Origin of the sequence: Paraburkholderia sp. RL17-381-BIF-C, assembly GCF_046026435.1 — a bacterium.
Lineage (GTDB): Bacteria > Pseudomonadota > Gammaproteobacteria > Burkholderiales > Burkholderiaceae > Paraburkholderia.
In genome coordinates, this window is the sequence record NZ_JARESX010000034.1 from 63,286 (window position 1) to 83,472 (window position 20,187).

Here is a 20,187-nt window from a genome sequence, read left to right on the forward strand (position 1 = left end):
AGTTCCGCCGCGAACTCCATGTCGCGAGGAAACCTTACACCCAAGACCCAGCACTTTTACGCCAAGCCCAAGACTTTTTCGGCTGGCCCATGAGCGCTAGCGCCCATTTCTCAGTCGATTGACGCTGCCGGATAGTTAGGCATCCATTTCAAATAATTACGACCCCAATTCACAGTGGCGGAAAAAGACTGGTCTTACCTGACAGATCTTTTTCATTCGATCAATGTAATTAGTACTGCATTAATGATCATACGTAACGACTCGTTACTTCTTTTAAGCACACTAATGCGTATTGTTGCGGTCGATTCTTCCCAAATTGAGCATTTCTAGCTTACGGAACAGTAAAAAGTTCATCGGCTAGCGCCGTGAACTCAAGTACTGCGATCTGAATCGCGCTGTTCCTCAACACGCTGGCCGGTTCGTCGTACGTTCTCAGGTCGTCCGATTCCGCCAAAACCGCTCGCGTCAGCGGCCCGGTTTCGCGCGACAAGCGTTTCTCTGCAGAGAAATGCGTTCGAGGCCGACAACCCGGGAAGGCATCACCTTCGCGCAGCCGGAAATGCTGCGCATCCAGGACGCCAGTGTCGAAGCCTCGGTCATCGGCTGGCTTGCAAATGAACCCCGATGTTCGCTCCACCTCCTGACGCGCTTTGCGCGAGGAGCCGGACGAATGATCAGCCAACGCATTGCTTACAGATTGATGAAATCGCAACTACTCCTACTCTCGACACTGTCCCTCGCACTCGCCGCATGCGGCGGCGGCGGCGGCAGTAACGGCACCGTCAGCAACGCGGCATCCCAGTCCAACGGCAGCAGTGGCACCAGCAGCCCGGCCAGCGCGGCCACCACGTCCGCCGCTGGCAACGCCAGCACCGGCACCGCTGCGCTGAACGCCACGGGCGGCACCGCGGCCATGACCTGCGCCTCGCCGACCACATCTGCCGGCTCGGGCAGCGCGACGATTTCTGCGGATACGCCGAGCGCCGACGGCACGCGCATCTTCGCCTCCGGCAGCACGTTCCAGATCGCCTTCAACACCAATGCACCGAGCGCCGACACGCTGAACTGGGCCGTCACCGACACGCTCGGCCGCGTCGCCGCGAGCGGCACCACCGCCGTGGCGAGCGGTGCGAAGACCATCACGTTCAATTGCACGTCGACGCTCGCCGGTTATTTCGCGGCAACGGGCACGCTCGCCAAGAACGGCGGCCAGTTGCCGCAGGCCGGCACGCGTCCGGTCGGCATCGCGACTTTCGGCGTGACGCCGAACCTGTCCGGCGTCGTGCCGGCCGTCACGTATGCGCGCCAGGAGCAGCATCGCTTCGGCATGCAGGGCGCGAACGACAACGGCCCGCTGCTGGCCGCGCTGGGCATTTCGTCGACCATCGACGACCGTCAGCTCTCGACCATGGAGCCGAACGGCCCGAACACCTTCAACCCGTCGGCCGACAATCTCGATCCGTTCTACAAGAGCGGCAATGTGATGCGGCTGATCCGCCTCGACGGCATTCCGGCCTGGGCGAGCAGCACCGGTGCCTTCCAGGACGACACCACGCTGCCGACCGATACGTCGTACTACCAGAGCTACATGAGCCGCGTCGGCACCGAATCGAACGCGATTCGCGCCGCGTACTTCCCGACCCAGTCGGCAAACTACTATCAGGTGACGTGGGAACCGAACCAGATGTGGACGGATACCGACGCCAACTTCGTCGCGCTGTACAAGGCCGTCTATCAGGGCATTCATTCGACCGATCCGCACGCGATGGTGATGGGCCCGGCAGATGCATTCCCGAGCCTGACCACTTCGCACCTGAAACGCCTCGCGCCGCTCGGCTTCGGTCAATACATCGACGCCGTCGCCACCCACGGCTACTACGACGCGGGCACGTCGCCGTCGCATCCGCCTGAGCGCTACGACAGCGACCCGTCCACCGCCGACGGTTCGTTGCGCGGCCAGATGCGCAACCTGCGCGCGGAAATGGCCACCGACTACCGTACGGGCATGCATCTGTTCTCGACGGAAGCGGGCATCAGCTACGATCTCGGCTCGTCGTACGGTCCGAACTATCCGAGCGCCAACGTGCTGTACGCGCAAGCGGCGGTCGCCGCGCGCATGCACATCATCACGCTCGGCGAAGGCGCGGACCAGACCTACGTGTTCTACGGCGCGGACTATCCGGATGAAGTGGGCTACGGCACCTTCTTCGACCTGAACGACGCGCAGGGCGCATTCGGCGCGACCAACATCAGCCCGAAACCGGTGGCGATGGCGATCAGCGCGATGACGCACACGCTCGACGGCACCACGACGCTGGGCCCGGTCAACGGCACGCCGACCGGCGTGTACGCTTACGCGTTCCAGCAGGTGGGCAACGGCGCGGTGATTACCGCTCTGTGGGCGCACAACAACAACGTGTGGAGCGCGAGCGCGGGCTTCAGCTCGACTTATAGCGTCGCGTACAGCCTCAACGTCGATCAACCGGGCACGAGTGGCACGGTCAAGGTGATCGACATGATGGGCAACGCGACCAATGCGAACTACAGCAACGGTGTGCTGACGCTCAACCTGACCGAATCGCCGGTGTATGTGGTGTCGAACAACGCGTCGGTCGCCAAGGCCAATGCGACGACGCCGGTCGGATACGTCGGCATGTAAGCCGCGCGTTCAAAGTACCCGGATTCGGGTACTGCGGCCGACATGAAAAACGTCAGCCGGCTCACGGGCCGGCTGACGTTATTTTTTTGGGCGTTCAAAACCTGCATCGCAAGTGCAGTGCTTCAACTCTCTCCCAACTGCCCCTCCATACCGCGCAATTCGCTTTCGCGTTCCGTGGACACCTTGCCGATCGGCGGGCCGGCGAAACTCTTGCGCACGCCCGCGCCATACCAGATCGTCAGCAGCACCGCGAGCAAACCGGCAATCACGTAGACCACTTTCTGATTCGGCGGCTGCATGCCGACATACGCGAGCACCAGCGCGCCGATCACCGCCGCCACCGCGAACGGCTTCGACAGCATGCCCAACTGGAACGGGCCTTTTTCGTTCCACGTACGGCCTTCGGCGAAAATGCCCGCCGCAATCGGCATGGCGTACGAGATGAACAGGAACACCGCGCTACCGGCGCTCAGCACCGTGAAAGCGTCGCCATATAGCGTGACGACGATCGCCAGCACCGCCGAGGTCCAGATGGCGGCGCCCGGCGTGCGATGCGCGGCATTCACCTTACGCAGCCACTTCGATGCGGGCAGGCCGCCGTCGCGAGCAAACGCGAACATCATGCGCGACGTGGAGGTTACTGCAGCAAGACCGCACACGTAGTTGATGAAGAACATCAGCAGTTCGATCACAATGCGCAGCGGCCCCGGAATCGGCGCGAGAATCGCTTCGAAGAAACCCGTGCCCTGCTTCACGGCCGCGCCGATATCCGGCATGACCAGCACGAACGCGCACACCATCACGTAGCCGAAGGTCGTGGACCAGAACACCGAGCCGACGATACCGCGCGGCACATTGCGCGCCGCCTGATGCGTCTCCTCGGAGGTATGCGCCGATGCGTCGAAACCGGTAATCGTATAAGCGGTCAACAGAAGGCCGGAGAGAAACGCCATCGCCATGGTCTGCTTCGGCCATGCGCCGCCGTCCACACCCGTAAAGTTAGTGAAGGTATAGAGCCGCGACAGATCGATCTTGACTGGCGAATACACCAGCAACGCCCCGACCAGCAGGATCGTCACCGCGAAGATCAGATAGCCCGACAGGTCGGTGATCCTGCTCGTGATACGAATGCCGCGATGATTGAGGAATGCTTGCGACGCGGTGATCACGGTCAGAAACAGCGTCTGCTGCCACCAGCCGAGCGACTCGGGCTTAACGCCGAACATCGGCGCGATCAGCGTGCGGAAGAACGGATCATAGGTGCCGAAGTTGATCGCGGCGACCACGAACACGAGGCCGAGCAGATTCAGCCACGCGGTCAGCCAGCCCCACGTTTTACCGCCGAGAATCGAACTCCAGTGATAGAGACCGCCCGCAGTGGGGTACGACGAGGCGATCTGCGCCATCGCCGCGGCCACCACCAGCGCGAACAGCGAACCGAGCGGCCAGCCGAGTCCGATCGACGCTCCGCCTGCCGCCGACAGGCCCATCTGAAACGACGTGATGCCGCCCGACAGAATGCAGATCAGCGAGAACGACACCGCGAAGTTCGAGAACGCCCCCATGCGCCGGGACAGTTCCTGCGCGTAACCCATCTTGTGCAACAGCTTGACGTCGTTGTCGGCGGATTCCGCCGACGGCAAGGCCGTGTTGATGTCCATGACGCGATCCTTTGAACAGGGTTATGACGAAGCGGCCAACCGGCGAGCCGGTTCAACGGCGTGGCCGCGCCAGGCAAAGCGGCTCACGCGGCCGTGAAACAGTTATCGACGTACAGGTGTGCGCCGTTGACGAAACTCGCGTCGTCGCTCGCGAGAAAGAGCGCGGCGCGCGCCACTTCCTCCGGCGCGCACAGGCGGCCCTGCTGCACCGACAAGGCGGCTTCGCTCGCATCGAAGCCGTACTTGGCGAGCGCGCTGATTTCACGGCGCCCATGCGGCGTGTCGATGAACCCGGGGCACACGGCATTGCAGCGAATGCCCCGGTCGCGATACTCGACGGCGATGGCACGCGCGAACATCGCGCATGCGCCTTTGGTGGTGCAATAGAGCACTTCGAGCGGCGTCGCCGCCACCGACGAGATCGACGCCGTGCAGACGATCGAGCCGCCGCCCGCAGCGAGCATGTGCGGCAGCACGGCCCGCGTCATCATGAACATGCTTTTCACGTTGACGTTCATGAGCCAGTCGTAGTCTTCGTCGGTGGTATCGACGAACGGCTTCACGACAATGCTGCCGGCATGATTGAACAACACGTCGATACGTCCGAAGCGCGCCATGATGCCGGCCACGGCGGCATCGACGGCCGCGCGCTTCGACACGTCGGCGGCAAACAGCTCGGCGCTGCCGCCTGCCGCGCGAATCCGCGTCACCACTTCCTCACCGGCATCCGTATTGATATCGACGACGGCGACCTGCGCGCCTTCCTGCGCGAACAGCAACGAGGCCGCGCCGCCCGCGCCCGTCGCGCCGCCCGACACGATTGCGATCTTGCCTTCCAGCCTGCCTGCCGATCTGCTCATACGTCACTCCCTTTCCTGTGCATTGCGTGATGCACAAAGTAGGGGCGGCAAAAAGTGGCGACTATCCAAAATTGGCAAAAAGATAAAAATCCCGTAAAAATTCCGCCTCCTGACAAATGCATTACGAAGGCTTCCAGCCGCGCAGCAGGTAAGCAAAGACGCTTTGCGCCAACCCTACGGCAGGGCTTTTTTTTCGCATACACTGGTCGGCACGAGGCTTTCGGGGAGCGCCATCAGAATCGGGAGAAGCTATGCAGGCGGTCAATCAGACGAGCGGCGCAGTCGAGATTCGTTGTTGCCGCAACATTGACGAGCAGGCCATGCTGCTCGACGCATGGAACCAGAGCTACTGCCAGATCTCACGCGGCGCCTTCGACGGCTCGGTGAGTTCATGCCACGCGGGCGGCGTGCGGGTGCTGGTCGAGCGCCTGAACCGCACGGTCTATCAGCGCGGCCAGGTAGCGGCATCCAGGGTCGCGGTGGGCATTCCGTTTCAACTCGAGGGCCATGCGTTGTTGTGTGGACAGACGAGTCATCGCGACGGCTTGCACGTGTTTTCCGGCGATGGCGGTTTCGAATTTCTGTCGCCCGACAAGCATGTGGTGGTGAACCTCGAAATCGAGCCGGGCGCGATCGGCGACCCGCTGTTGCGCTCGCAGTTCGACGAAATGACCCTGCTGCTCGGCTCGAGACCTGGCGTATTGAACGTCGATCCCGCGAGACTGCAGGGCTTTCGCGAGGTGCTGAAGCAGTTGCTCGACGCCGTCGCGGCCACCCCCACTTTGCTCGACGACGCCGCAGTCGCCGCGGCGTTCGAAAAGTCGGTGATATTCGGTCTTGCCGATGTTTTGCAGGACCTGCGCGATGCCGATCCGCACGGGAACGTCGAGGCTCGCACTGCGCGCAACTGGCAACTGGTGCGTGGGGTTCGTGAGCTGATCGAGGAATCGCCGCAGTGTCCGCTTTCCGTGGCGGAGTTGTGCGCGCGGTTTCGCGCCAGTCGGCGTACGTTGCAATATGCGTTCGAAGATACGCTCGGCGTCAACCCTTCCGCTTATATGCGCGCCGTTCGACTCGATCACGTGCGCCGTGAATTGCGCGGCTCCGCTTCAGTGACGGAGGTCGCCACGCGGTGGGGGTTCTGGCATTTCGGGAATTTCTCCAGCGAGTATCGCGGGCAGTTCGGCGAGTTGCCGTCCGAGACCTGGAGAAGGAGCCGGGCGGTTTAGATTGTTTGCCCGCGCGGACAAAAGTAGCGCACACTAGCTTACTGCTCCTATGCGGAGCAAAAACCGCCAATTGGGAGTCCATCATGGCAAAAGGTCAAATGCGCAGTAACCGCGAAGTCAAGAAACCGAAGCAGGCGAAGAAACCGCAGCCCGCCACTTCGCCATCGGGCGCGCCGCCGATCCGGGTAGCACCAAGCGCCTCGGCCACCGCGAAGAAGCATTAAAAGGCAAGACCGATTGAGCACGCCCGCCGCATCGAGGCGGGCATCCATCCAAAGCGCATTTCCTGCAGCGCCCCATCCCGCATCTTCGGCCCCAGCGTCCCGACGGCTATCCTCATCCGCACTACCAACGCCATTGCTCCGGGCGTCACTACGCCTGCTTCGTTCATGGCGCGGCGGCTCGCACACATCACCCTCTTATTTTCAGGCTCATCAGCAACGCTATAGAAACGCGAGCCTGCGCGAGTCGATCGAGCACGCTCCTCATGCGCGGACTTGCCCGGCGTTTCCGGTCTGGCTATGCTGAAGGGCTCGCCGATACCACGCGTGTCGGCGACACACGAATCGCAACACGAAACAGAACAATCGATCCGGGATAGCCATGTCCACCACCAGTCTTTTCCTCACCGCCGCGGGCGTCGGGCTCGCCATTGCCGCGCCGGTCGGCCCGATGGGCATGCTGTGCATTCGCCGCACGCTAACCGGCGGTCCGCGCGCCGGGCTCGCGATCGGCTTCGGCATCGCGACCGGCGACGCGGCCTATGGGCTGATCGCGGCGCTCGGCCTCGTCAGCATCTCGCAGTTCATGCTGGCGTATGACCGCCCCTTGCATCTGCTCGCCGGCTTGTTCCTGCTGTATCTGGGCGTGCGTACGTTGCTGCAGAAAGCCCCAGCCGACGCAGCGGACAGCACCGCAAACGGCGCGTCAGGCGGCAACGGCAAGCTCGCCCAGGTGGGCCGCGCCGGCGCGCTGCGCGCGTATGCGAGTTCGTTGCTGCTCACGCTGACCAATCCGCAAACGGTCATCATGTTCGCCGCGCTGTTCACAACGCTCGCCCCGCGCGGCGCGTTTTCATCGAGCATTGCGCTGACCACCGTGGGTGGCGTGTTCTGCGGCTCGATTGCATGGTGGTGTTTCCTCGTGACCGTGGTGTCGCTCGCGCGCCACGCGATCGGCAGCAAAATGCGCGTCGCCATCGACCGGATTGTGGGCTTCACGCTGGCGGCGTTCGGCATCGTGGAGATTCGCCGGGCGCTTTGAGCGCGCGTCGCGACCTTGGGGTTGGCCGAAGTTGCGCTTTCAGTCTCACGAGCGCCCGCGCAACGCCGCGACTGCCTCGCCGGCAATCGCCAGCAACGCAACCGGCAAAGAACCGGCAAAGCTTGGGCGCCGCCAGCCAGGCCACGTGAAAACCGCCCCGAGGTTCTTGCGCTGATCGACCGTATGCGGGCAGCGCAGCACACCGTTTCGTACGCGAACGCGGCAGTTTTGCGACAATAGCGGCTTTCGCCGCGCCGCGGCGGCCTTCCCGCCGCCCTTCACCGACTGTCGAAGGCAGGCGCACCGGCCTTGCGGCCTGATCCGTCCAACCCACCCGACCGTCAGCGGTCCGCTCAATGGCTCTTCCCCACATCGATCTGCTGTACTCCGTCTCCGGCCTGTTCGTGGGCTTTCTGGTCGGACTGACGGGCGTCGGCGGCGGCTCGCTGATGACCCCTATTCTCGTCCTGCTGTTCAACGTGCATCCGGCCACGGCCGTCGGCACCGACCTGCTGTACGCCGCGGCCACCAAGGCGACCGGTACGCTCGTGCACGGCCTGAAGGGCACCGTGGACTGGCAGATCACCCTGCGCCTCGCCGCCGGCAGCGTGCCGGCCGCCACGATCACGCTGATTCTGCTGCATCGTTTTGGCATGGATACGCCTGGTGCGAGCCGGCTGATCCAGATCGTGCTCGGCGCGGCGTTGCTGGTGACGGCGGTGGCGCTCGTGTTTCGTCCGCAACTCGCGGCGCTCGGCGCGCACCGGCAACGCGCGCCGCGTCAGGGACGCACGCTCGCGCTGACCATCCTGACCGGCGCGGTGCTCGGAGTGCTGGTGTCGCTGACGTCGGTGGGTGCGGGCGCAATCGGCGTGACGGTGTTGTTGTTGCTCTATCCGCTTCTGCCGACCACGCGCATCGTGGGCTCCGACATCGCGCATGCGGTGCCGCTCACCCTGCTGGCGGGCGCCGGCCATTGGCTGCTGGGCTCGATCGACTGGTCGATGCTGCTGTCGCTGCTGGTAGGCTCGCTGCCGGGCATCGCAATCGGCAGCTTTCTGTCCTCACGCGCGCCGGACGCGCTGCTGCGCAACCTGCTCGCCGCCACGCTCACGCTGGTGGGCGTGCGCCTCGTGCTGGCCTGAACGGGCGCGCAGGCCGGCGCCGCGTATTGCCACGCCACGCCTTGCCGCTCAGGCTCAGGCTCGACTCAAGCAGACGACTGCTATTTGAAAAAGCGGCAGGTCAGATCGGCCTCGAACTGCCGGACCCATTGACCTTGACGGTCGTGATAAGACTGCGCCCAGCCGCCGCGCCGGATGGTGACGAGGCGCTCGTGCGCGGCATCGCTCGGATCCGCGCAGGCGCTGATGTCGAAATGCGCCGGTGCAAAACCGTGCCGCGCGCACACCAGTTCGAAGGCCGCCCGATCGCTGATGGGCAGATCGGTATAGCGCAAAAGCGAGGTTTCCATGGCGTTGACTCCGGTTCCCTACGCATCACAGTACGCTTCGGGTCGCGTCAGCAATGTGTCACAGCGCACAGTCGCACAGCGGCGATGCCGCCGTGTTGCTTGCGACTGCCCGGACCCATCATCACCGCTTCAAAAATCGCCAAATTAAAATAAAAAAGGCTCCGGTTTTTTGCCGGAACCTTGGTGCACAACTGCATCACGACGGCGCAAGGCGGCTTGGCGCCGCCCTCGCCTGATGCGACAGCCTGCTTACTGCTGCTGGACGTTCAGCTTGTTCGACACCGACGTGACGCCAGCGACGCCCTTGGCGGCTTCGCCTGCGGCGTCGATCTGCGCCTGGTCAGGCACCGAGCCCGTCAGCGTCACCGCGCCGCCACGAGCGCGCACGGCGATGTTCGACACGTCGATACCTTGCGCCTTGGCCAGCGCGCTACGCACCTTGCGGCCCAACTGGCTGTTCGCCTTCTTGGTCGACTTGGCGCTCGCAGCCGGCGCGGCGGTCGTGCCCGTTGCCGTTGCGTCGCTTGCCTGAGCGTACACATTGCACGCCACTACCATTGCCACCACCGAGCCCAGCGTTTTCAGAAAACCGACCGATTTCATACTTTTCTTCTCCTTAGCTTCACATTGGACCGCATATAAAAGCGGCTTCGTACGACTTCCGGCAGCCACGCTGGACGCGCGACAAGGCGCGGCCCAGCGACGGCCGACTATGGCTGCAACACGGTGTGCGAGAGGCGAAGAGGCTGGCTGCCATTGCCGCATGCGATGACAGGCATGCAATGCGGTACGACAGACCGGCAAGCCGCGAAGTCCGCGAGCGCGCCCAGTTCTTGTGTGTCTTGCCGGGTCGCGCTGCGCAAACGTCTGTTCACGGCAGCGATGCACAATTTAATCTAGCCGGGCCAGAAGCGCAAAGGGTTTAGTCATACGCGAGGGCTGAATCGCGTCACCCGCACTGGTGTCACACGCCGTTCACGATTTGTTACGGCTTTGTCGGTGAGCGCGGCGGCCATGCGTGCCGCCGTGCGGCGAATCTCAGGTACCATCGGCGCGACGCGCGCTGCCGCGTGGCTCGCGCGCCATTCGCGGCAGCCGCCGTGGCGCGGCGTGAGCGCTTCACCCCGGTTCGCGCGCCGCAGAGCGCCGCCCCTGTTCACTTTCGACCGTAGCCGTCACGTCATCCGATGAAGCCAGCCACCGGCCGCAAAAGCCCTCCCCGTCTCGTCGCCCGATTCGTCGCGATCTCCTGGCGCGATCTCGCCGTCTCGTTCGGACCGATCCTGCTGATCGCCGCCGTCGCGATCTGGGTCGCCGTGCGTCTGATTCAGCCCGCGCCGCCCAGCACGTTGACGATCAGCGCCGGCCCGGAAGGCAGCACCTTCTGGAATGCCGCCCAGAAGTACAAGGAGATTCTGGCGCGCAACCGCATCACGCTGAACGTGCTGTCCTCGGAGGGCTCGCTGCAGAATCTCAAGCGCCTGTCGGACCCGAGCTCGAACGTGGATGTCGGCTTCGTGCAGGACGGCGTCGCGCCCGGCTCCGCGTCCAACGGTCTGATGTCGCTCGGCAGCGTGGCCTATGTGCCGCTGGCGATCTTCTATCACGGCCCGACTATCATGCGTCTCTCTGAGTTCAAGGGCGAGCGGCTTGCTGTCGGCGCCGAAGGCAGCGGCACGCGCGAACTGGCGCTCGCGCTGCTCAAGGCCAACGGCATCGTGCCGGGCGGCGCAACCAAACTGCTGCCGCTCTCGGGAGACGACGCCGCCGACGCCCTCGTCTCCGGCAAGGTCGACGCTGCGTTCCTCGCCGGCGATTCGGCGCAACCGGCGGTGATGGGCAAGCTCTACCGCACGCCGAACGTGCAGTTCTACGATTTCTCGCAGGCCGACGCCTACACGCGCCGCTTTCCCTATCTGACACAGCTCATGATGCCGATGGGCGCGTTCGACCTCGGCAAGAACCTGCCGTCCGCGCCGATTCATATGGTGGCGCCGACCGTCGAACTGGTGGCGCGCGACTCGCTGCACCCCGCGCTTTCCGATCTGCTGATCGAAGCCGCGCGCGAGGTGCACGGCAAGGCGAACATCCTGCAGCGCGCCGGCGAGTTTCCCGCGCCGCTCGCGCACGACTTCCCCATCAGCGACGACGCCGCCCGCTACTACAAGTCGGGCAAGAGCTTCCTCTACCGGATCCTGCCGTTCTGGCTCGCGAGTCTCGCCGACCGGCTGCTGGTGGTCGTGGTGCCACTGATCGTGTTGCTCGTGCCGGCCTTGCGTCTCGTGCCGTCTCTGTATGCATGGCGGGTGAAATCGCGCATTTACCGCTGGTACGGCGCGCTGATCGCGATCGAGCGCAGCGCCCTCAGCGACCATTCGCCCACCGAACGCGCGTCGCTGCTCGAACGGCTCGACGCGATCGAGGAATCCGTCAACGGTCTGAAGATGCCGCTGGCCTATGCGGATCAGTTCTACGTGCTGCGCGAGCACATCGGCTTCGTGCGCGCGCGGCTCACGCAGGCTCGCGACGCGCAACGCGACGGCGCCGCGGATGAAGCGCCGGGCGTCGATAACGGGCGCGGTAAAGCACAAGAAGCTGGAGAAGCAGGCAAAACTGGAGAACATGGCGAAGCAGGCGCGGCGTCCCCACCGCCTAATCCATCCAATCCGCCCAGTCCGTCCGCCGCGAACGAAGCGGCCGAGATCGGCGAAACGCCCAGCGACGACGCCGCGAAACCATATTGACGGATGCAAGCCGCGGCTGCTCCGCGTAAGATCATTACAATTTCGGCGGTCCGCGAGACGGGCCGTTCGGAACAGCAATCCGGGAGACATTTATGACCGTTGGCATCGACGCCAGACAACCGCTGTGGTTTTACGACTTTGTCTCGCCGTTCACGTACCTGTTGCTCGAGCAGCACGACAAATGGCCGGGCTTCGACTTCGTCTTCACGCCGGTCGTGCTGAACGACCTCTACCGTCACTGGGGACAGCGGCCGGCTTACGGCGTGCCCTCCAAACGCACCTTCATGTACCGGCACGCGCTGTTTCGCGCGGAACAGCTCGGCATTCCGTACAAGATGCCGCCCGCCCATCCCTTCGATTCCACGAAGCCGCTGTTGCTCGCCACCGCGGCGAACGGCGACGTCAATTTCGTGCGCGAGATTTTCCGCTTCATCTGGCGTGAAGGCCGCGACCCGTCGACGGACGTGGCCTTTGCCGAATTGTGCGAGCGCGTCGGCCTGCCCGACGGTCCGGAACTCATCAAGAGCCCGGAAGTGAAAGCGCAATTGCAGCGCAACACGGCGGATGCGATCGGCCTGGGTGTCTACGGTGTGCCGACCTTCCGTCTGAACGATCAGTTGTTCTGGGGCGAAGACGCGCTGCCCATGGTGCTGTACTGCGCGCGCACGCCGAACTGGCTCGAATCGAAAGAAGTCAAACGCATCAGTACGCTGCCTTCGGGGCTCGTGGACCAGCAGACGTAGGCGAGACGTAAGCCTGAAGCGGACGCGAGGCGCGTCCCACGGCGCTTTCGCCGGTTCGTCGCGGTAAAACAGCCCTGCTGATGCCGGCCATACCTTGCCTGCTATGCCGCTACACCGCAAACAGGCCTAAGGTTATGACCTTTGCTTCGTGCGCGTTGGCGCCCCGCTCTCGCAGGCGACGCCGTACGACGCTTCATCGGATCCGGTCCGCTTGCCCCGCCTCGCTTAAATCATGGACGACACCGCCGCCTCCCTCGATATCTGGCTCGTGCGCGTGCTGCGCACGCTGCTGGTCGAGCGCAGCGTCACGCAGACCGCGCTGCGTCTGAATCAGACCCAGCCGGCTATCAGCACCGCGCTGCGCAAACTGCGCGAGACGCTGAACGACCCGATTCTGGTGCGCGGCAAGTCGGGCATGGTGCCCACCGAATACGGCGAATCGCTGCTCGCCTCCGCGCAACGCGTGCTGCGCGAGGTGGATTTTGTCGCGACGCCGCATGGCGACTTCGATCCCGGCCGCTCGCGCCGCACCTTTCGCGTGGCCGCGCCGGATTATCTGAACGACTTCTTCATGCCGACCGTGATCGCGCAATTTCGCGAGGCGGCGCCGCACGCGCGGCTCGAAATAGATTCGCTGAGTCCGATGCTCGATCATTCCGCCGCGCTCGATGCCGGCGAACTCGATCTGGTGATCGGCAACTGGCCCAAGCCCGACCCGCGCTTCGAGCGCAGCGACCTGTTCTCCGATACGGTCGTATGTATGATGCGCGCCGATCATCCGCTCACGCGCATGCCGCTTACGCGCGAAGCGTATCTCGCCGCCGCGCATCTCGCGCCGACGCCGTATAGCGGGGCGAGCAGCGGCGCCATCGACATGGGCTTCATGCGGGCTCGCGCCGAGCGCCGCATCGTCGCCACGCTGCCCTACTTCGGCCTGGTGCCGCAGACGCTGCTGCAATCGGACCTGATCTTCACGACGACACGCCGTTTTGCGATGCACTACGCGGACATGTTGCCGCTCGCGGTGGTCGACGTGCCGATTCCGTTTCCGCGCATCAAGTGCTACCAGCTCTGGCATCCGCAGCCGGATCGACCGAGCGATGTGGGCTGGCTGCGTGCGCTGATGTCCCAGGTGTCGGACGGGCTGGTCGCGCAGAAGGTGCGGCGCGCAAAACGGACGCCGAAAAAGGAAACGTCAGCCGCGACGGGCTGACGTTTGGGGTTTGCGGCTCGAAGGGCGCTGCTTGTGCGCTGCTTGCGCGCCGCATCCTGGCCGGCGCTTGGTTCCGCTGATCAGACAGCCGCGCAGAGCTTCTGCGTCGCCACCTGCGCCACGACCTGCCGCGAACGGATCTGCAGCAACTCCGCGCATACCGCCACGGCGATCGCCGCAGGCGCCTTGTCGACGATGCCAGCCACGCCGATCGGACACGTCATCTCCACCAGGCGGTCCAGATCCACGCCGCGATCGAGCAAACGGCGCTCGAATTTCACGCGCTTCGTCTTCGAACCGATCATGCCGAAGTAGGTGAAATCGCGCCGCCGCATGATGCGCGCGGCCAGCGAGAAATCGAGCGCGTGGTTGTGCGTCATCACCAGAAAATAGGCGCCGGGCGGCGCCGTGTCGACGATCGCATCCGGCGTGTCGGTGGCTTCGACCTGCACGTTGGCGGGCGTTTCGTCGGGGAACAGTTCGTCGCGCTCGTCGACCCACTGGACCACGCACGGCAAGCTGCCGAGCAGCTTGACGAGCGCATGCCCGACGTGCCCCGCGCCGAACAGCACGATATGCATCGGCGCCGGACGCGGCGTCTGCACGCCGCTGCGCCGGCCGATCTGAACGGACGAAAAATCGTTCATGGCGATCATTCCAATTCCAGTGAGTGTGTTGTTCACGCGTTGCTTTTCCGGCTCATTGCCGCGCCCATTGCGGTCCGCTTATCGATTCGCTTATTGCCGCGCCGCCGCGGTGGCGGCACGCACCGCGCCGACCGCCTTGAGGATTTCCTCGCTGGTCGCGGGCGCATTCAGCGGCGGGTTGACCTTGTGGTTGCCCACTGCCGACACCGCGTCGCGCACCGCGAAGAACACCGAGAACGGCAGCAGCAGCGGCGGCTCGCCGGTCGCCTTCGAACGATGGATGCTGTCCTCCGCATTGCGGTTCTTGAAGAGGCGCACGCGGAAGTCGGGCGGCGTATCGTTGACGGTCGGAATCTTGTAGGTGGACGGCGCATGCGTCATCAGCTTGCCGCCCGCGTTCCACCACAGTTCTTCGGTCGTGAGCCAGCCCATGCCCTGAATGAACGCGCCTTCCACCTGGCCGACATCGAGCGCCGGATTCAGCGAGGCGCCCACGTCGTGCAATGCGTCCGCGCGCAGCACGCGCATTTCGCCGGTCAACGTGTCGATCACCACTTCCGACACCGCCGCGCCGTACGAGTAGTAGTAAAACGGCCGGCCTTGCAGCTTCGATTGATCCCAGTAGAGCTTGGGCGTCGCGTAGAACCCGTCCGACCAGAGTTGAATACGCGCGACGTAAGCCTTTGCGATGACTTCTTCAAATGGCACGACGATTTCGCCGACCACGACCCGGTCGTGCACGAAGCGCACTTCCGACGCGCTCACCTGCCCTGCGCCGAAGCGCTCGGCGGCGAACGCCGACAGGCGTTCGCGCAACTGCCGCGCGGCGTCCTGCGCGGCCTTGCCGTTCAGGTCGGAGCCCGTCGAGGCCGCCGTCGCCGACGTGTTGGCGATTTTGCTGGTGTCGGTCGCGGTGACGCGAATGCGGTTGAAGCCGATGCCCAGTTCATGCGCGACGACCTGCGCGACCTTCGTATTCAAGCCCTGGCCCATTTCGGTGCCGCCGTGATTCACCAGCACCGAGCCGTCGGTGTAGATGTGCACGAGCGCGCCGGCCTGGTTGAAGTGGGTCACGTTGAACGCGATGCCGAACTTGACCGGCGTCAGCGCCATACCCTTCTTCAGTATTTCGTTGTTCGCGTTGAACTCGTTGATCGCGGCGCGCCGCGCGCGATATTCACTCGTTGCTTCGAGTTCGTCGATCAGTTCGTGAATCACGTTGTCTTCGACGATCTGGCCATACGGCGTCTGGTTGCGCTCGGTCTTGCCGTACAGATTGCGGCGGCGCACGTCGAGCGAATCCTCGCCCACCGAGCGCGCCACGTTGTCCATGATGTATTCGATCGCGAACGCGCCTTGCGGGCCGCCGAAGCCGCGGAACGCCGTGTTCGACTGCGTGTTGGTCTTGCCGCAGAAGCCGTCGATCGTCACGTCCGAGAGCCAGTACGCGTTGTCGAAGTGGCACAGCGCGCGCGTCATCACCGGACCGGACAGGTCGGCGGAAAAGCCGCAGCGCGAGGTCATGTCGACCGTCACGCCGTCGATCACGCCCTTGTCGTCGTAGCCGACTTCGTACGTGTAGTGGAAATCGTGGCGCTTGCCCGTGACCATCATGTCGTCGTCGCGGTCCGGACGCAGTTTCACCGGGCACAGCAGCTTCCATGCGGCGAGTGCCGCGCAGCACGCGAACAGACCCGATTGCGATTCCTTGCCGCCGAATCCGCCGCCCATGCGGCGGCATTCGATCAGCACGTTGTGCGACGCCACGCCCAACGCGTGCGCGACCATGTGCTGCATTTCGGTCGGATGCTGCGTCGAACAGTAGACGTGCATGCCGTCGTCGTCCTTCGGCACCGCGTACGAAATCTGGCCTTCCAGATAGAACTGCTCCTGGCCGCCGAGCAGCATCTCGCCGGCCTCGCGACGCGCGGCGCGGGCGATCTTGTTGCCGGCTTCGCCGCGCGCGAGTTTCATCGGCGGCAGCACGTGCTGGTTCGCGGCGCGCGCCTGCTGCGCGGTGAGAATCGCCGGCAATTCTTCGTAGACGATTTCCGCGCGGCGTGCCGCGAGACGCGCCGTTTCGTGCGACGTCGCGACCACGATGAAGATCGGCTGGCCGACGTATTGCACGAGGCCGTCGGCGAGAATCGGATCGTCGCCGTGAATGATCGGGCCGACGTCGTTCACGCCCGGGATATCGTCAGCGGTGAAGATCGCGACCACGCCAGGCGTGGCGCGCACCTTGTCGAGCGACATCGAGACGATCTTCGCGTGCGCTTTCGTCGACAGGCCGAGTGCTGCGTGGAGCGTGCCGGCGAGCGTCGGAATGTCGTCTGTATAGGTAGCTCGGCCGCTTACGTGCAGATGCGCGGACTCGTGCGGACGCGAGATGTGGACCTGGGTGAAGTCCTCGAGATCCTGAAGGTCTTTCAGGAACGGTTCGGCGTGCTGATTCATTGTCGTGTTCTCCGTATCCTTTCGTCGTCTCAGGCGCCGACCGGCGCGCAGGCCGCAGCGACCGCGCGCACATCCAGCGCGCTCTTCGGCAGCGGGTTGTTCGGACGCGTTTCGAGCCAGAAGCGGTACAACGTGTTCTTCGCCGATTCGAGGCGATAGTTGCTGGTCGCTCGCATGTCCGACAGCGGCGCGTAGTCGTTGCCGAGCGCGAGCATCGCGGCCTGCGCGGTGGCTTCGTGCCATTCGGCGTCGCGCAGCACGGCTTCCGCGTGGGTCGCGCGCTTGGACGTGGCGGCCATGCCGCCGAACGCGATGCGCGGCTCGCGAATCAGGTTGCCGTCGGCGATGAACGCGAACGCGGCACACACCGCCGAGATATCCGAATCGAAACGCTTCGACAGTTTGTAGGTGCGGAATTGCAGGTTCCGACGCACGCCGGTGCGCGTCGGCACTTTCAGGCCGACGACGAACTCATGCTCCGCCATATCCTTCTTCTGATACGCGAGGTACAGGTCCTCGAGCGGCATCTCGCGCTCGATCTCGCCGCCGCGAACGATCACACGCGCGCCGAGCGCGATCAGGCCAGGCATCGAATCGCCGATCGGCGAGCCGTTGGCGATATTGCCGCCGAGCGTGCCGGCATTGCGAATCGGCAGCGACGCGAAGCGTTGCCACATTTCGTTCAATTCGGGATATTGCTTCGCGATCTCCGCGTAGGCTTTTTCGACGCTGACGCCCGCGCCGATCTCGATCCATTCGTCGTTGGTCTCCAGCTTCTGCAACTCGGCGATCTGTCCCACGTAGACGATATTGCCGAGCTCGCGCATCTGCTTGGTGACCCACAGGCCGATGTCCGTGCTGCCGGCGAGAATCCGCGCGGCCGGTTCGGCTTCCTTGATCCTGGCGAGTGCTTCGACCGTGCGCGGCGCGTCGAACTGCTGGCCGGCGTGCTGATAGTGGAAGGTGTCTTTGCGCTCGAGCGTGGCGAGCGTCGTGGCGAGCGCCTCGACATTGACCGGCGCTTTGGGTGCGGGCGCTTCGAACATGCGCACCGCCGCGTCGACGATCGGGCGGTAGCCCGTGCAGCGGCACAGGTTGCCCGTCAGCGCGTTGCTGATCGCCTCGCGCGACGGCACCGTCTTGTTGGCGCAACTGTGCTCGTGACCGTGCTTTTCGTAGAGCGACCACATCGACATGACGAAGCCCGGCGTGCAGAAGCCGCACTGCGAGCCGTGACATTCGACCATCGCTTCCTGCACGGGATGCAGCGACCCGTCCGGCTGGCGCAAGTCTTCGACGGTGAAGAGCGCCTTGCCGTCGAGCGTCGGCACGAACTGAATGCAGGCGTTGACCGCCTTGAAGTCGACGCCGCCCGCTTCGTTGCGCTCGCCGATCACGACCGTGCACGCGCCGCAGTCGCCTTCGGCGCAGCCTTCCTTCGTGCCGGTGCAATGCGCGTCCTCGCGCAGATACTGCAGCACGGTGCGGGTGACGGGCGCGTCCTTGATCTCACGGATCGCGTTGCGGTGATAGAAGCGAATCGGCTCAGTCATGTCTCGTTACTCTCGAATGTTCTGTGTCCGTGGGACGTGCAGCAGGGATGGTTCGAAAACTATCACCGTCAATAAATACAACCCATAGCGGCGGTCGCATGCGGGACATATCCGCAAAACGATATCGAGATGGGTTTGAGGGGCAGTTGACTTATGGTGATCTGAGGTTTTTGCCGTACTTTAGACTTTTATGCGGAATAAAAGCCAATCTGAGTTAGCGTGTCACGGGCCGACTTGCTGAAAAAATAGGCGCCTAGGGGTCGAAAATGGCCCACTATGGAGTTCCGGGAAGGCGTTTTTGTCGGATGAATTATTAAGCAAGTTCTGCAAGAAAACCGGTTCCATGGGAAAATCACGCCTTCCCGCCGAATTCAAGTCTCGTTTTCCCCATGTCCACCGACTCAGCGACACCTCGCAGCGAATTTGCGACGACCATGCAGATCATTCCGGTCGTCTTTTTCACGTTTCTTTGCTATCTGACGATCGGAATTCCGCTTGCGGTGTTGCCGGGCTACGTTCACGACGACCTGGGTTACAGCGCCGTGCTGGCTGGAGCGGCGATCAGCGTGCAGTATCTGGCGACGCTGGCCTCCCGGCCGCTGGCTGGCCGTTCCGCGGACACGTTGGGGCCGAAGCGGACGGTGACGATTGGTTTGATCGGGTGTGGCGCGAGTGGGGTTCTGTTGTTGCTGGCGGTGCTGTGCGGGCGCTGGCCCATGCTGAGCCTGGGGCTGCTGGTCTGCAGCCGGCTCGTGATGGGATTCGGCGAGAGCTTGTGCGGCACGGGCGCGATTCTGTGGGGGATCGGCCGGGTGGGCACGAGCAACAATGCGCGGGTGATCTCCTGGAACGGTATCGCGACGTATGGCGCGCTGGCGATCGGGGCACCGTTGGGCGTGGCGATTGAACACACGGTTGGGTTTGCCGCGCTGGGGATTCTGGTGATTCTGCTGGCGGCGCTCGGGTTTTATCTCGCTCGTCCGATCGCGCCGGTGCCGATCGTGCATGGCGAGCGGATGTCGTACCGCAGTGTTTTTACTCGCGTACTGCCGCATGGGATTGGGTTGGCGCTCGGGTCGGCCGGGTTTGGGTCGATCGCGACTTTCATTACGCTGTTTTATGCGGCGAAGCATTGGCCGAATGCGGCGCTGTCGTTGACGGTGTTCGGGACGCTGTTTATCGGGGCGCGGTTGCTGTTTGCCAATACGATCAAGACTTATGGCGGGTTTCGGGTCGCGATTGCTTCGTTTTCGTTCGAATGCGCCGGGTTGTTGATGTTGTGGCTGGCGCCTGAGCCTCATGTTGCGCTTGCTGGCGCGGCTTTGACCGGGTTTGGGTTTGCTTTGGTGTTTCCGGCTCTTGGGGTCGAGGCGGTTGGGCTTGTGCCGCCGGCTAGTCGTGGGGCGGCTTTGTCGGCGTATTCGGTGTTTCTCGATCTCTCGCTGGGGATTACTGGGCCGTTGGCCGGGTATATCGCTGGTGAGTTCGGGTATGGGTCAGTGTTTCTTTTTGCGGCGGTTGCCGCTGCTGCGGGTGTTGGGCTTTCTACTCTGCTTTATCTTCGGAATGCTAAGGTCACTAATTTGCCTGCGGCGCTTTGAGGGGGTGCGATCGGCACGGTTTTGTTGTGGACCTGGGGTGGTGGCCTTTCCTTGTTTTCTTAGTGGTCTATTTGCGTTGCCCC

Annotated in this window: 18 protein-coding genes; 9 read left to right on the forward strand and 9 right to left on the reverse strand. The window is 63.8% G+C overall.

Translation table 11 applies throughout. The annotated features are described in order from the left end of the window. Positions 1-331 precede the first annotated feature (331 nt). The gene (locus P0D70_RS21270) at positions 332-712 is read right to left on the reverse strand and encodes a hypothetical protein (protein ID WP_408185942.1); all 381 of its coding nucleotides are present in this window, start codon (positions 710-712) and stop codon (positions 332-334) included. Continuing rightward, positions 691-1,143: a hypothetical protein gene (locus P0D70_RS21275; protein ID WP_408185943.1), complete on the reverse strand. Its 453-nt coding sequence runs from the start codon at positions 1,141-1,143 to the stop codon at positions 691-693. The genes P0D70_RS21270 and P0D70_RS21275 overlap by 22 nt, the downstream gene beginning before the upstream one ends. On the opposite strand from P0D70_RS21275, the gene P0D70_RS21280 reads away from it, so the two are divergent. Beyond that, positions 1,118-2,659: a glycoside hydrolase family protein gene (locus tag P0D70_RS21280; protein ID WP_408185944.1), complete on the forward strand. Its 1,542-nt coding sequence runs from the start codon at positions 1,118-1,120 to the stop codon at positions 2,657-2,659. The genes P0D70_RS21275 and P0D70_RS21280 overlap by 26 nt on opposite strands. Positions 2,660-2,781: 122 nt before the next feature. Here P0D70_RS21280 and P0D70_RS21285 read toward each other — a convergent pair whose 3' ends face one another. Then, positions 2,782-4,320: an amino acid permease gene (locus tag P0D70_RS21285; RefSeq protein WP_408185945.1), complete on the reverse strand. Its 1,539-nt coding sequence runs from the start codon at positions 4,318-4,320 to the stop codon at positions 2,782-2,784. An 83-nt stretch (positions 4,321-4,403) separates the two neighbouring features. After that, positions 4,404-5,180 (reverse strand): SDR family NAD(P)-dependent oxidoreductase, encoded by a 777-nt coding sequence (locus P0D70_RS21290; protein ID WP_408185946.1) that lies wholly within the window; start codon positions 5,178-5,180, stop codon positions 4,404-4,406. 251 nt (positions 5,181-5,431) lie between these two features. Between P0D70_RS21290 and P0D70_RS21295 the strand changes: the two genes are divergently transcribed. From P0D70_RS21295 to P0D70_RS21310, 4 genes are all read left to right on the forward strand, one after another. Continuing rightward, positions 5,432-6,409 (forward strand): helix-turn-helix domain-containing protein, encoded by a 978-nt coding sequence (locus P0D70_RS21295; protein ID WP_408185947.1) that lies wholly within the window; start codon positions 5,432-5,434, stop codon positions 6,407-6,409. An 83-nt stretch (positions 6,410-6,492) separates the two neighbouring features. Continuing rightward, on the forward strand, positions 6,493-6,633 hold the full coding sequence (locus P0D70_RS21300; protein WP_177205024.1) for a hypothetical protein: 141 nt from the start codon (positions 6,493-6,495) through the stop codon (positions 6,631-6,633). Between the two features lie 379 nt (positions 6,634-7,012). After that, positions 7,013-7,672 (forward strand): LysE family translocator, encoded by a 660-nt coding sequence (locus tag P0D70_RS21305; protein ID WP_408185948.1) that lies wholly within the window; start codon positions 7,013-7,015, stop codon positions 7,670-7,672. A gap of 356 nt (positions 7,673-8,028) precedes the next feature. Further along, the gene (locus tag P0D70_RS21310; protein WP_408185949.1) at positions 8,029-8,817 is read left to right on the forward strand and encodes a sulfite exporter TauE/SafE family protein; all 789 of its coding nucleotides are present in this window, start codon (positions 8,029-8,031) and stop codon (positions 8,815-8,817) included. Between the two features lie 80 nt (positions 8,818-8,897). Here the strand turns inward: P0D70_RS21310 and P0D70_RS21315 are convergent, their stop codons facing one another. Together P0D70_RS21315 and P0D70_RS21320 are read right to left on the reverse strand one after the other, a co-directional pair. Next, positions 8,898-9,146, reverse strand: coding sequence for a hypothetical protein (locus P0D70_RS21315; RefSeq protein ID WP_091796617.1), 249 nt, complete (start codon positions 9,144-9,146; stop codon positions 8,898-8,900). Between the two features lie 249 nt (positions 9,147-9,395). Beyond that, entirely contained in the window at positions 9,396-9,749 is a 354-nt protein-coding gene (locus P0D70_RS21320) for a BON domain-containing protein (RefSeq protein WP_091796618.1), read from the reverse strand. Positions 9,750-10,333: 584 nt separating this feature from the next. Between P0D70_RS21320 and P0D70_RS21325 the strand changes: the two genes are divergently transcribed. The 3 genes from P0D70_RS21325 (at position 10,334) to P0D70_RS21335 (ending at position 13,846) form a co-directional block, all read left to right on the forward strand. After that, positions 10,334-11,890, forward strand: coding sequence for a TAXI family TRAP transporter solute-binding subunit (locus P0D70_RS21325; protein ID WP_408185950.1), 1,557 nt, complete (start codon positions 10,334-10,336; stop codon positions 11,888-11,890). A 92-nt stretch (positions 11,891-11,982) separates the two neighbouring features. Then, positions 11,983-12,633, forward strand: coding sequence for a 2-hydroxychromene-2-carboxylate isomerase (locus tag P0D70_RS21330; protein ID WP_408185951.1), 651 nt, complete (start codon positions 11,983-11,985; stop codon positions 12,631-12,633). Positions 12,634-12,865: 232 nt separating this feature from the next. Next, positions 12,866-13,846, forward strand: coding sequence for a LysR substrate-binding domain-containing protein (locus P0D70_RS21335; protein ID WP_408185952.1), 981 nt, complete (start codon positions 12,866-12,868; stop codon positions 13,844-13,846). An 80-nt stretch (positions 13,847-13,926) separates the two neighbouring features. Here the strand turns inward: P0D70_RS21335 and xdhC are convergent, their stop codons facing one another. From xdhC to xdhA, 3 genes are all read right to left on the reverse strand, one after another. After that, the gene (gene xdhC, locus P0D70_RS21340) at positions 13,927-14,493 is read right to left on the reverse strand and encodes a xanthine dehydrogenase accessory protein XdhC (protein WP_408185953.1); all 567 of its coding nucleotides are present in this window, start codon (positions 14,491-14,493) and stop codon (positions 13,927-13,929) included. Between the two features lie 90 nt (positions 14,494-14,583). Further along, positions 14,584-16,950, reverse strand: coding sequence for a xanthine dehydrogenase molybdopterin binding subunit (xdhB, locus tag P0D70_RS21345; protein ID WP_408185954.1), 2,367 nt, complete (start codon positions 16,948-16,950; stop codon positions 14,584-14,586). 29 nt (positions 16,951-16,979) lie between these two features. Next, positions 16,980-18,503, reverse strand: coding sequence for a xanthine dehydrogenase small subunit (gene xdhA, locus P0D70_RS21350; RefSeq protein ID WP_408185955.1), 1,524 nt, complete (start codon positions 18,501-18,503; stop codon positions 16,980-16,982). Between the two features lie 389 nt (positions 18,504-18,892). Between xdhA and P0D70_RS21355 the strand changes: the two genes are divergently transcribed. Beyond that, positions 18,893-20,104, forward strand: a complete 1,212-nt coding sequence (locus P0D70_RS21355) for an MFS transporter (protein WP_408185956.1) — start codon at positions 18,893-18,895, stop codon at positions 20,102-20,104. Positions 20,105-20,187: the final 83 nt, after the last annotated feature.

Excerpts from the sequence above, each read along its gene's own strand:
- P0D70_RS21285 (WP_408185945.1), bottom strand. The coding sequence starts at position 4,320 with ATGGACATCAACACGGCCTTGCCGTCGGCGGAATCCGCCGACAACGAC.
- P0D70_RS21290 (WP_408185946.1), bottom strand. The coding sequence starts at position 5,180 with ATGAGCAGATCGGCAGGCAGGCTGGAAGGCAAGATCGCAATCGTGTCG.
- P0D70_RS21295 (WP_408185947.1), top strand. The coding sequence starts at position 5,432 with ATGCAGGCGGTCAATCAGACGAGCGGCGCAGTCGAGATTCGTTGTTGC.
- P0D70_RS21300 (WP_177205024.1), top strand. The coding sequence starts at position 6,493 with ATGGCAAAAGGTCAAATGCGCAGTAACCGCGAAGTCAAGAAACCGAAG.
- P0D70_RS21305 (WP_408185948.1), top strand. The coding sequence starts at position 7,013 with ATGTCCACCACCAGTCTTTTCCTCACCGCCGCGGGCGTCGGGCTCGCC.
- P0D70_RS21310 (WP_408185949.1), top strand. The coding sequence starts at position 8,029 with ATGGCTCTTCCCCACATCGATCTGCTGTACTCCGTCTCCGGCCTGTTC.
- P0D70_RS21315 (WP_091796617.1), bottom strand. The coding sequence starts at position 9,146 with ATGGAAACCTCGCTTTTGCGCTATACCGATCTGCCCATCAGCGATCGG.
- P0D70_RS21320 (WP_091796618.1), bottom strand. The coding sequence starts at position 9,749 with ATGAAATCGGTCGGTTTTCTGAAAACGCTGGGCTCGGTGGTGGCAATG.
- P0D70_RS21325 (WP_408185950.1), top strand. The coding sequence starts at position 10,334 with ATGAAGCCAGCCACCGGCCGCAAAAGCCCTCCCCGTCTCGTCGCCCGA.
- P0D70_RS21330 (WP_408185951.1), top strand. The coding sequence starts at position 11,983 with ATGACCGTTGGCATCGACGCCAGACAACCGCTGTGGTTTTACGACTTT.
- P0D70_RS21335 (WP_408185952.1), top strand. The coding sequence starts at position 12,866 with ATGGACGACACCGCCGCCTCCCTCGATATCTGGCTCGTGCGCGTGCTG.
- xdhC (WP_408185953.1), bottom strand. The coding sequence starts at position 14,493 with ATGAACGATTTTTCGTCCGTTCAGATCGGCCGGCGCAGCGGCGTGCAG.
- xdhB (WP_408185954.1), bottom strand. The coding sequence starts at position 16,950 with ATGAATCAGCACGCCGAACCGTTCCTGAAAGACCTTCAGGATCTCGAG.
- xdhA (WP_408185955.1), bottom strand. The coding sequence starts at position 18,503 with ATGACTGAGCCGATTCGCTTCTATCACCGCAACGCGATCCGTGAGATC.
- P0D70_RS21355 (WP_408185956.1), top strand. The coding sequence starts at position 18,893 with ATGTCCACCGACTCAGCGACACCTCGCAGCGAATTTGCGACGACCATG.